At 25.6% G+C, this 11,724-nt stretch carries 9 protein-coding genes and 1 tRNA gene; 9 read left to right on the top strand and 1 reads right to left on the bottom strand.

The window, feature by feature from the left end:
* Nucleotides 1-16: 16 nt before the first annotated feature.
* The 4 genes from AAHM84_RS03055 to AAHM84_RS03040 all read left to right on the top strand — a co-directional run bounded on the left by AAHM84_RS03055 (nucleotide 17) and on the right by AAHM84_RS03040 (nucleotide 4,874).
* Nucleotides 17-1,696, top strand: a complete 1,680-nt coding sequence (locus tag AAHM84_RS03055) for a dicarboxylate/amino acid:cation symporter (protein ID WP_342258474.1) — start codon at nucleotides 17-19, stop codon at nucleotides 1,694-1,696.
* A 53-nt stretch (nucleotides 1,697-1,749) separates the two neighbouring features.
* Nucleotides 1,750-2,055, top strand: coding sequence for a single-stranded DNA-binding protein (locus AAHM84_RS03050; protein WP_342258473.1), 306 nt, complete (start codon nucleotides 1,750-1,752; stop codon nucleotides 2,053-2,055).
* Nucleotides 2,055-2,810 (top strand): DNA-processing protein DprA, encoded by a 756-nt coding sequence (locus AAHM84_RS03045; RefSeq protein WP_342258472.1) that lies wholly within the window; start codon nucleotides 2,055-2,057, stop codon nucleotides 2,808-2,810. Before AAHM84_RS03050 ends, AAHM84_RS03045 begins: the two co-directional genes overlap by 1 nt.
* 186 nt (nucleotides 2,811-2,996) lie before the next feature.
* Nucleotides 2,997-4,874: an ABC transporter ATP-binding protein gene (locus AAHM84_RS03040; protein ID WP_342258471.1), complete on the top strand. Its 1,878-nt coding sequence runs from the start codon at nucleotides 2,997-2,999 to the stop codon at nucleotides 4,872-4,874.
* Nucleotides 4,875-4,935: 61 nt separating this feature from the next.
* Here the strand turns inward: AAHM84_RS03040 and AAHM84_RS03035 are convergent, their stop codons facing one another.
* Nucleotides 4,936-5,100, bottom strand: coding sequence for a hypothetical protein (locus tag AAHM84_RS03035; protein WP_342258470.1), 165 nt, complete (start codon nucleotides 5,098-5,100; stop codon nucleotides 4,936-4,938).
* 280 nt (nucleotides 5,101-5,380) lie between these two features.
* Here AAHM84_RS03035 and AAHM84_RS03030 point away from each other — a divergent pair, with 280 nt between their 5' ends.
* From AAHM84_RS03030 to AAHM84_RS03010, 5 genes are all read left to right on the top strand, one after another.
* Entirely contained in the window at nucleotides 5,381-6,991 is a 1,611-nt protein-coding gene (locus AAHM84_RS03030) for an ABC transporter ATP-binding protein/permease (protein WP_342258469.1), read from the top strand.
* A gap of 351 nt (nucleotides 6,992-7,342) precedes the next feature.
* A complete protein-coding gene (gene trmFO / locus AAHM84_RS03025; RefSeq protein ID WP_342258468.1) occupies nucleotides 7,343-8,662 on the top strand; it encodes a methylenetetrahydrofolate--tRNA-(uracil(54)-C(5))-methyltransferase (FADH(2)-oxidizing) TrmFO in 1,320 nt (439 codons plus the stop codon).
* Nucleotides 8,663-8,678: 16 nt separating this feature from the next.
* Nucleotides 8,679-10,274, top strand: coding sequence for a hypothetical protein (locus tag AAHM84_RS03020; protein WP_342258467.1), 1,596 nt, complete (start codon nucleotides 8,679-8,681; stop codon nucleotides 10,272-10,274).
* A gap of 501 nt (nucleotides 10,275-10,775) precedes the next feature.
* Nucleotides 10,776-10,852: transfer RNA gene (locus tag AAHM84_RS03015), tRNA-Arg, on the top strand.
* 86 nt (nucleotides 10,853-10,938) lie between these two features.
* Nucleotides 10,939-11,709 (top strand): GNAT family N-acetyltransferase, encoded by a 771-nt coding sequence (locus AAHM84_RS03010; RefSeq protein WP_342258466.1) that lies wholly within the window; start codon nucleotides 10,939-10,941, stop codon nucleotides 11,707-11,709.
* Nucleotides 11,710-11,724: the final 15 nt, after the last annotated feature.

Genomic DNA, 11,724 nt, shown 5'->3' with positions numbered 1-11,724 from the left:
AAAAAGGAGAGATTATATGCAATTCTTAGCAGAAGAACAAGGTCATAATTTACTTAGAGATTTTATAGCTATTAGTACATGACAATCACTTGTCTCTATAACTATATTTATTTCTTTACAAGTAGGTTTATGATTCTTTTTAAAGAAATATAAATTTGCATTTATGTACAGAGTTATACTCGGAATGTCAATTGGGTTAATATTTGGTATTGTTTTACAATCCATTGTTGGTTTTCCTAATTCAGATTCATTTGAAGAAATTTCCAAACCAGGAAATGAATTATATTGAATTTATGAGTTAAATATTTGAGCTTCATTCTTTAAAAATATATTTATAAATGGAGTTTACTTATTAACAGTGCCAATTGTATTTATTGCAATATTTAAAATAACATCTAAACCTGGTGAAACTGGTTTAGGAAGAATTACAGCAAAGGGGATTGCTCTATTATTATTTAATGTGGCTGTAATGTTTACAATAACTTTCTTTATAGGATTATTAGTAAAAGTAGGAAAAGGATTTGAATTAACACCTGATTCTTCTGTTACTGGTAAAGAAAATGTACCTTTACCGCAAATAATTTGAGATTATATTCCCAATAATATTGTAGGAGCTTTATCTAAAAACACAATTATTCCTGTAATGGTAGTTGGTGCTTTAGCTGGTGGAAGTGTAAAAATTCTATCAAAAAGAAAACATGTTGAAATGGAAGCAATTAGAAAAGCTATGGATACAGGATGAGATGTCATGATGTCAATTTTAATGACATTTATGAAAATAATGCCATTGGCTGTTATGTCTATGATTACTGTTTCAATTACTTCAAGACCAATAGGGGCATTAGTTTCAATTGGAAAAATTATAGGAGTAGGTTATTTAGGTGTTGCAATTGCCTTAGGTCTATTAACACTAGAAATTTTCTTAAGTGGAATCAAAGTTGGCGCATGATGAAAAAATGCTTGAAAACCTTTAATACAAGGTTTTTCTACTCAATCTTCCAATGCATCCTTACCAATTGCAATGGAAACATTAACACAAGATATGAAAGTAAATGGAAGAGCTGCTAATACAATTCAACCAATTTCTACAACTATGGGATTGATTGCTTGTGCTGGAGTTCAATCAGGATTAGCTACAAGTATTCTATGAACAGGAACTGGTTCAGGAAGTGCTGTTCATGATATGGGATTATTTACATTCTTTATAATGGCTTTGTTTGTTACTGTCATTGCATCACTTGGAATAGCTGGTGTTCCTGGAACTGCAACAGTTGTTACTGTTGGGGTATTAGGAGGAATTGGATTTGGTGGTTATGCAGGAAGTGTTCTACAACTAATTGCTCCCTTAGATGGTTTGTTTGATATGGGAAGAACAGGAGCAAATGTTGTTGGAGGTGTAGCTGTTGCAACAATTGTTGCAAAATCAGAGGGACTTATTGAAGAAGGATCAAATCTTTTAAGTGAAAAGGGAATTAAATCCCAACAAAGAATTCTTGAAAATAAAGGTTTAAAGGACGAACATACTAATAAAATTATTACTTTAAACTCTTCTACAATGAAAGAACTTAGAAATAAGGACTTAACAAAAGAAGAAAAAGAAAAATTAAAACTTAAATTAAAAGATGATTTAAAACAAGAAAAAGAAGTATATAAAGAAAAACTTAGAGAATTTAAAAGTAAAAAAATAATTGATTAATCAATTATTTTTTTTAACTTTATGTCGATATTAATAGTAGGAGGAGTATTGATATGAATAATGTAACTATTATTGGCCAAATGGAAGGTGAACCTCAAGTTGTCTTTGATTCTAAAGATGGTCAAAAAAAATTATATAAATTTGTTTTAAAAGTACCAAGAAATTATAAAACTAAATCGGGAGAAACTATTGAGGATTTTATTAATGTAAAAGTTTGATCAAATATTTTAGGAGAAGAATATGAATATTTTGATCAATCCTATATTGGTGTTGAAGGAAGAATTGTATCTTTCGGAAATGCGGAAAATAATAAATATGGAAATGAATTAGTTGCAAATAAAATTTTTCAATTAAATTAATGGAAAATGTATTATTATATTTTTCAATAAAATATAATGGTGATTGAGATCAAATCTATAATGCTTTGGAAATCAAAGAAAAAATAACTCATAAAGATTTGGATGAAGTTTCAAATTCAATTGATTGTAATTTTATAACTATATTAAGTCCGTTATATCCAAATTACTTAAAAAATACCCATAAACCACCATTTGTGATATTTTACAAAGGTGATATATCTCTTATCTCTAAACATAATAAAACAATTGCTTTGGTTGGGGGAGAAGAAATTAATGATTATGGAATTAAAAGTACACAAACTTTTATGAGAGATTTAAATGAAGAGGGTACTGTATTTTCAACAATTGAAAATATTGGTGTTAATAATGAGGTATTGGATACTGGATTTAAAAATGATTATAAATTAATTAAAATAATTGAAGAAAGCATGAAAGATTATCTTAGAAAAACAATTGATGTACCAGAAAGAAAGAATTTATTGGCAATTACAGAAGTATATGAATCTAATAGTAATATTATTAATATTATGGGAGACTATGCAAATAGAATGATTTGTGGTATCTCAAAAGCAATTCTTTTTATTCAATTTAAAGAAAAAGATATTATAAAAAAACTGTTCTCATTTTCAATAAACGAAGGTAAAGAGGTCTTTGCAATTCCTGATAGTATCTATTCTAGGAATTCTACAAATAAACTAATAAAAGACGGGGCAAAATTAGTAGAAAATGCAAAAGATATATTAAATCAAATCTAATAATGATATAATAAATTTGTGATAGAGATATCACACTTGTAAGGCTAAGGCCTAAAAAAACTAAGTATAAATTAACTAATCATTTTATTCCCGACACACAAATGATAAAAGTTATTTAATTCAAAGAGAGATTTATCTCTCTTTTTTTTGCTTTTTAATGTATAATTTGTAAGAAAAGGTGAAGAAATGTCAAATAAAAATATTACTGAAGAATTAATTTCAGAAGAAAATACAAAAAAATCTAATAATAATGATTTCAAAAAGAAAAAAAGTGGAAAAGCATTTTTTGCTATTGTTTTTCATTATTTAAAAAGACATCCTATAGTTGGTATTTTTTTAGTTATACTGACACTTGCATCTTCAGTTGCAGGAGTTCTAAGTCCTAAAATTATTCAAAATATTATGATAATATTAGTTCCTCCACGTGAAGGTGAGGGAGAACCAATTACTACTACACCATTATTTGGTTTTAATTTAACTTGAGTAGATTGAATTTATGTTCAACTTGGATTATTTGCATCATTAGCAATATTTACTTTTGCTTCAAATTACTTAGCAGGAATAATGGGAAAAAATGTAGAAATTGAATTAAGAAATAAAACTCTAGAAAAATTAGTAAAACAAGATATGAGTTATTATTCTGATAAAAAAATTGGAGAGATTTTAACAAAAATTGTTTCAGATACACAAATTATTGGAGATCAAGCACAACAAATACCAGTAACAATGTTAAATGCCTCATTTACATTTTTTGGGGCATTAATCATGATGTTTACAATAGATACTTATTTGACAATAGTTGTAATAATAACAATGATTGTAATTGTAACATCAATTTTTTCAAGTTTTGGAATTGTAAAAAAGGCTGCTTTTAAAACAAGAGATTCTATAACATCAATTAATGGAGATGTAACAGATAGAATTGCTACAGTTAGACTTATTAAAGCTTCTGGAACTGAAAATTATGAAACTGAAAGATTTAAAGAAATTCATAAGGATTACTTTAAAAAATCAAGTAGCTTAATTAAGTTGCAATCTACAATAGTAACTATTTTAGTGGCAGGAATAAGTTCAATTCAGATGATAATTGTTATTGCAGCTGCAATAAAATGACATGATGATCCAACAACAATTTCTGTTGTTTTAACATCATTTATATCATCTGTTGGAACAATGGTTGGACCAGTTATGCAAGTGGCAAGGTTACAAATAGGATTAATTCAAGCTTCAACTTCAGCTGTAAGAATTGATGAAATTATAACTTCAAAATCAAGAATTGACCCACATTATAATCCTGAAGAAGGAATTAAAATTGAAAATATTGATAAAGAAATTATTTTTAAAGATGTTGAATTTAGATACCCAGAAAAACCAGAGAAAGTTATTATTCCAAAATTTTCATTTACATTTGAGCATGGTAAATCATATGCTTTTGTTGGTGAGACTGGAGCTGGAAAATCAACAATTGCAAAGCTTTTATTAAGATTCTATGATCCATTTAAAGGTCAAATTTTAATAAATGGAACTAATGATTTAAGAGATGTAAATTTAGCAAGTTACTTAGATAAAGTTGGTTATGTTGAACAAGAACCTCAAATTTTATTTGGAGATGTTCTTGATAATATAAAATATGGACGTTTTGATGCTAGTGATGAAGAAGCAATAGAGGCAGCGAAATTAGCTGAATTACATGATTTAGTAATGACATGACCAGAAGGTTATAATACTATTCTTGGTGAGCGTGGATTTATGTTGTCTGGTGGACAAAAACAAAGATTAGTAATTGCAAGAATGTTTTTAAAAGATCCTCAATTATTAATTTTAGATGAAGCAACAAGTGCTTTAGATAATATAGTTGAAAAAGAAATTCAATCTAAATTAGATAGTCTAATGAAGGGGAGAACAACTGTTACAATTGCACATAGATTAAGTACAATAAAAAATGTTGATACAATTATAGTATTAGCTCCAGAAAAAGGAATTGCTCAAGTTGGTAGTTTTAGTGAATTAAAAAGTAAAACTGGACACTTTAAAAATCTATATGATGCAGGTCTAATGGGTTAAATTTGTGCAAAAAATATTAAAAGACCTCTTATTCTAATAAGAGGTCTTTTAATATTTATAATTATGATAAAGGACTAATTTTAGCTCAATTGATTATTGAATTTATACTCTTTTTGCTCTTTGATGTTAAAACTTCTTGTGTGTTAGCATCATTTATAATTGCTTCATATTCTTCAATAGATTCGGTTGGTTGTTCTTCTTGTAAAAATCATAAGACCTTAACCATATAAGCAAAAGTTCATGTCGCCTCAATCAAAGCTTCTTGATATTTTGTACTTTTAAGAGCTCAATTAATTGCTTCTTTTTCAGTTTGAAAATCAGGTATTTCATTTTTAATTTCAGCTTGAAGCTTTTCATTATTTTTCTCCCTTTGTGTTTTTCAACATTATTATTTTATTAAAAAAAATCAGTATTTATAAAATATTTTTTATTTTTTATTGTTAAATTAAAACTAAGATAAAGGTATTATACTTATTGAGTCTAAAATTTAAATGAGAGGAATAATTATGATAGAAAAAGAACAAATAAACAAAAAAGAATTGGGTATTGATGAAACAAAACCTTTAATTGAGATCACTAATATTACAAAAACTTATAAAAATAAAAATGCATTAGATGATGTTAGTTTAGTGATAAATCCAGGAGATAGGATTGGTATTATTGGTCCTAATGGTGGGGGAAAATCGACTTTGAGTGAAATACTTGGAGGTATTAGAAAACCAACTTTAGGTAAAATTAAAAGACAAGAAAATATGACAATTGGATTACAATTCCAAGAATCAAAATATCCAATTGGAATTACAGTTTTGGATATGATTAAGTATTATTTAGAAACTTTTAATATACCAATGACTCATGGGAAATTAATTGAAATCCTAAGAAAATTTCAAATTGAAAATTTTAAAAATAAATTTTTAGAGGGTTTAAGCGGTGGGCAACAACAAAGAGTAAATATACTTCTAAGTTTAATTCACAATCCTGATTTAGTTATATTTGATGAGATTTCAACAGGATTAGATATTGAAGTTAGAAGTGAAATCTTTGATGTTATTAAGGAAAATGTTGTAAGTAAAAATAAAGCTATGATTTTGGTAACACATATGATGAGTGAAATTGAAGAGCTTTGTGATAAATATATCTATATTCATAATGGAAAAATTAGAGAACAAGGACTTGTTAAAGATTTAGTAAAACAATATGGGTCAGTTCATAATTTTACTTGAAAAAAATTTAAAGAAGAAAAATCAGCTGATTTAAAAAAAGATATTGAAAAATCAGATAAGGAAAATAAAAATAAATTAGATAGAATTATTAATAGTGAAAAAAATAAAGGGAAAAATCTTCCTTTAATAAAACTTTTAATGAAATACTATGCAAAAGGTTTTGCAGTTCCATTCTTCTTATTTTTCTTCCCATTGATTCTTTTATTTCTTGAAGGTTTTGTTTTTAAAACAATGGAAATACCTGGATCAAGTGGTCAACCTAAATATGCTTTATTACATAACTTAATAGGCTCATTAGCAATAATGCAAATAATCTCTGTGGGGGTTTTTATAATTCCACAAACAATTTTAGAATTTAAAAATAGTGTTCTTATGAAAAGAATTGGTGCAACAAATATAAAACCAATTTTTTTTATACTAACTGTTGTAGCAATGGGAATTGTTTTCATGCTTATGGGATTTTTATGAACTTTACTTTGAGCTGGGATAATGTTTGGTGGCGAGTTTGGATGAGCAAATGTTGCTTTACCAGTACAATTTGGAGAATCAATTCCATTTTTATTGTTGACATTAGTTCAAGCAGTTGCAATGGGAATGTTATTGGCAAGTATATTTAAATCAACAACAACTTATATTGCAGTTTCAAATATTATATATATGCCAATTGCTTTTTTAGGTGGTTCCTTCATACCAATTGATTTAATTATGAATAGTCCAGTTCTAAAATATGCAACTTATTTAAATATATTTAAATATTGCATGGAGCCATTTACAAATGCTTGAGCAGGAAGATTTATATTTGATTTAGAGACTGGAATTTATTTAGCAGTTTCAATAGCATTGGTAAGTGCCTTTACAGTGACAGCTTCATTTAAATTAAAATGAGAATCTTAAAATATTTTATGCACAATTTTATATTGTGCATTTTTTAATATTAGAGATTTCCATTTTATTTATCTAAGAAATAAAAAGATAACTTCTTTAAAGATACAAAAAATAGAGAAATAAGACCAAATTAATATATTTAAATTAAATAGTTAATAATGTAAAAAAGAGAGTAATTCTACTTCTTTATGCAAATAAAGGAAGAATCTTAAAAAGAGTCAAGATATTAATAATAGGTTTTAACTGCTTATTTAGTAATAATTTATCAAGATAATTAATTTTAAAAATATATTTATAAAATTTAGATAAATTGATATTTACCTTTTATTTTTAAGTCAATTTTTTTGTTATAATTAAACAATGAAAAGAATAGTTAATATTATTGGAGCTGGATTATCAGGTTGTGAAGCAGCTTACCAATTGTCAAAAAGAAATATCAAAGTTAAATTATATGAAAAAAAGACCCTAAAAAGAAATCCAGTACAAAAATTGGATTATTTTGCTGAATTAGTATGTTCAAATACTTTGAGATCAAGTGATTTAAAAAATGCGGTAGGAACTTTAAAAGAAGAAATGAGAATGTTTGATTCATTAATAATTAAAGCTGCTGAATTTGCTCAAATACCAGCAGGAGGTAGTCTTGCAGTAGATCGCGAATTATTTTCAAAATATATTACTGATGAAATGAAAAATAATAAAAATATTGAAGTAATTGAAGAGGAATTTAAAAAAATAGATGAAACTCAAATAACTTTAATTGCCTCAGGTCCATTAACCAGTGAAACATTACAGTCAGAGATCTCGAAGTTAATTGGACAAGATTATTTTTATTTCTTTGATGCAGTTGCACCAATAATAACCAAAGATTCAATAAACATGGATATAGCATTTAGAAAGAATCGTTATGAAAAAGGAGAAACTCAAGATTATATTAATTGTCCTATGAACAGAGAACAATATGAGTTATTTTATAATGAGTTAATATCTGCTGAATTAGCTCCTGTACATTTAGAATCGGAACAAAATCTAAAATACTTTGAAGGTTGTATGCCATTAGAAGTAATGGCAAAAAGGGGATTTGACACTTTAACTTTTGGCCCTCTTAAACCAGCAGGTTTAAGAAATTTTGATGGAACAAATAATTTTGCTGTAGTTCAATTAAGACAAGATAATGCTGCAGATAATCTTTATAACTTTGTAGGATTTCAAACAAATCTAACATGACCAGAACAAAAAAGAGTTTTTAGATTAATTCCTGGTTTAGAAAAAGCCAACTTTATAAGATATGGTGTTATGCACCAAAACAACTTTATAAATTCACCAACTGTTTTAAATGAATTCAATCAATTAAAATCAAATAATAATATATTCTTTGCAGGGCAAATTACAGGTGTAGAGGGCTATGTTGAATCAACTTCATCAGGTATCATAGCTGCTATAAATATTGCAAGATTATTAAATCAGCAAGAACTTATGAAATTTCCAATAAATACTGTAATGGGTGGATTACAAAATTATATTATTTCAACAAGTTCAAAAAACTTTCAACCTATGAAAGCAAATTGAAGTATTGTTGAAAATTTAGAAATTAAGTCTAAAATTAAAAAAGAAGAAAAAAAAGATATGTATTCAAATAGAGCTTTAAATTCAATGAAGCAATTTATTAAAACATTAGTATAAATAGCGAAAGGTTAATATGAGAGAAATTGATAAACAAAGTATTTTTTGGTATGGTTTACATAATTTGGTACACGAAAATGCACAACTTAAATACTATATTACAACTCAAAAGGAACTTATTTATAATTTATATCCAGTAGTTTATTTAGGAGTTATTCAATATTCTTTATATCGAGGAATTGTTTTAACAGAAATTCCTTTAGAAGAAAATAACTCTTATACAGAATATATTTTAGAAAGATATGAAGAAATCTATAAAATTAGGTATAGATTTGTAAAAGATAAACCAAGAAAAGCAAACTTAAAAGACGAAGAAACTTATGAATTATGTTGAGATATAATTTCAAATCTATTATTACCTTATATTAATGAGTATTGTTTTAGAACATATGAAATGTGAAAAAATTTATCTCAAGCTTATATTAGAGAATTAGTAATTAACTATGAGTATGACATTAATTATGAAGCTGACGATGGTAAAATAAAAGCTTCAACAATTTATCCATTTGTTTTCACTTTAAGTTTAATAGGTATTCAAGAAAAACAGGGTTTATATCAAAGAATTGAAAAATGTTATCAAAGAGATGTTATTTTGAGAAAATTTAATTCTGGAAGAGAATGAAGGGAAAAAGAGTTAGACTACTTAAATGAAACTCATGAATTGATTCAAAGTGATGAAGAGTGGCTTTTCTTTTTAAGTAATTTTTCATCATCAAAATGAAATAATTTTGATTTAAAAGAACGCTTTAAAGCGCTTTTCCAATTAACAAAATTAACAACTATTCTTATGAAAGAAGAAATTAGTGCAGTTACTATGCTTGATGATGGTGAGGAGTTATTTGATCAATTAAAAAACTATCTTCCTTTATTTATATCTGATGATAAATATATTAATGAAAATGGTGAAATAAGGAATGAATTAAAAAAATCAAATATTAAAATCTTATCACCTTTTGCAAATCAAAATATTAATATAGAAGTTTTAATTCCTTATATTGAATCAAAAAAGGAAAGATTCATTTCATATAATAAAGAAACTCTTTTTAGAGCATCTGAAATAATTTATACAGTACTTGCAAAGTTAAGATTAATTTTATTAATTCATGAGTATTTACCAAATTTAATAGATTCAAGAATAAAACCAAAGAAAAAGCTTTTTGTTGATGTTTTAAATCTTTTTGAAGAAACTAAAGAAGATAAATTTAAAAGAAAATTAGATGTTGAAAATCTATTAGAATTTGACTTTTTAATTTCTGAAGATGATATTAATGAAGTTTTAGAATTAAAATATACAAAACTTGATGACTTTTATGATAAAAAATGCTTTTATAAAATTGGAAAAATAATGAGTTTATTGCTTGGAGTTGAAAATACAACAGCTTCAAAAATGAATTATGACTTATTTGAACTTTTTAAAAACATTCTAATTTTAATGGGTCCTCATCCTTTAGATCATACTGTTCAGACACAAGAACTAGTAAAAAAGCTTTATTCAAAATTTGAAAATATGTGTAAAGAATATGAAAAATTATTAATTAATGACTTTGAAAAATCTAAAATGTATATTTCAAATTTAGAACTTCCTTTAAAATTATTAAGATGAAAAAAATAGATTAGTTATAATATAAATTCTTTATTTTTAAATGTTCAATCTTAGAAGAATTTTAGTTAAGTTAAAATAAAGTTATTTATTTGTCTGTTTAAATCCTATAAGTCTTTTAAACAGAAAATATTTTATAAGTACTTAGTAGGCATATTTTTAAAGACTAAATAATATTTTTATTGCCTTTTATATATTTTAATGTTAATTTTTAATATATATACTTTTAAAAATAAAAGTAATTGAGAAATAATATCAAATGATTACTCTACTAGTTTCACTTTGCATATTAAAGTTTTAAGATAGACTAAAATTAGAATATTTAAGTAAATGATTTTATAAAAGGCAAACCTTACCTATAAAAAATAAAAAAACTCATAAATCTAATAAATTTGGTAAAAAGGCAAAATAATTTAAATTTTAGAATGTTTATAATACTATATTTTTATAACCAAAGAGATAAAATTGTAGCATTCTTGTCTAAAATTTGCTATTATTATTTTGTCTTATTTTGCCCACGTAGCTCAGTAGGATAGAGCATGCGCCTTCTAAGCGTAGGGTCAGAAGTTCGAATCTTCTCGTGGGCGCCAATTTAAAAAAATACATGCCAGCTTTTGCTAGCATTTTTTTTATTTTTTTGTAAAATAAGTGTGTTGAGGTTTAGAGGTAATAGTATATGGAATTCAAATATAAATCAAAAATATCAGAAGTAAAAAAATATGACACAATTGCAAAAGTTTATTTAAGTTATTATGTTGATCCAGTTAATAATGAAATTAACAAGTTAGAAATAAATGAGCATGAATTATTATCTTTTAATGATCATCCAACCTCAATTATAAAGAAAAATTGAGATTATAATTTTGAGGGACTTAATGAAATTAAAAAGTATAGTCCAAAGTTTTTAACTAATTTTACAAATAAAGCTTATCAAAAGCAAAAATTAATTAAGGAAATTAAGTTTAAAATTAATTATCAATTTATGTCGCTTAATTTAAAAAATCTACAAAAGTATGAAAAATATAGTGTTAAAAAAGCGGAATTTATAAAAGTTGATACTAAAGAGCAATTAGACAATTTTGTAAAGATAGTTGGAGCAATATTTTCAGATGAAGTAACAGACTCTAAAAAATTTTATGGGATTTTTGAAGAGTATCAAAAGGTAAGCGAGCTTTACATTATAAAATATGATGGTCAATATGTAGGAACAGGTCATTTAACTCACTTTGATGAAAATATAACTGTTATTGATGATATTGCAATGTTAGAAGTTGCAAGAGGAAAAGGTCTTGCTACTTTTTTAATGAAGTCATTAATAAACAGATGTTTAGAAAAGGGCCAAAAGGAAGCATGTCTTTTTGGTAGTAAAATGGCTTTTAATATTTATAAAAAATTAGGTTTTAAAGAAGAAAATTTTTGATTAGAACAATTTAAATTAGTTTACTAACAAAAGAATATAGGT

Origin of the sequence: Spiroplasma endosymbiont of Dioctria linearis (assembly GCF_964030865.1) — a bacterium.
Taxonomy (GTDB): Bacteria; Bacillota_I; Bacilli_A; order Mycoplasmatales; family Mycoplasmataceae; genus Spiroplasma_A.
Note: the sequence above shows the minus strand (reverse complement) of the source record. Positions and strands in the feature narration are given on the sequence as shown.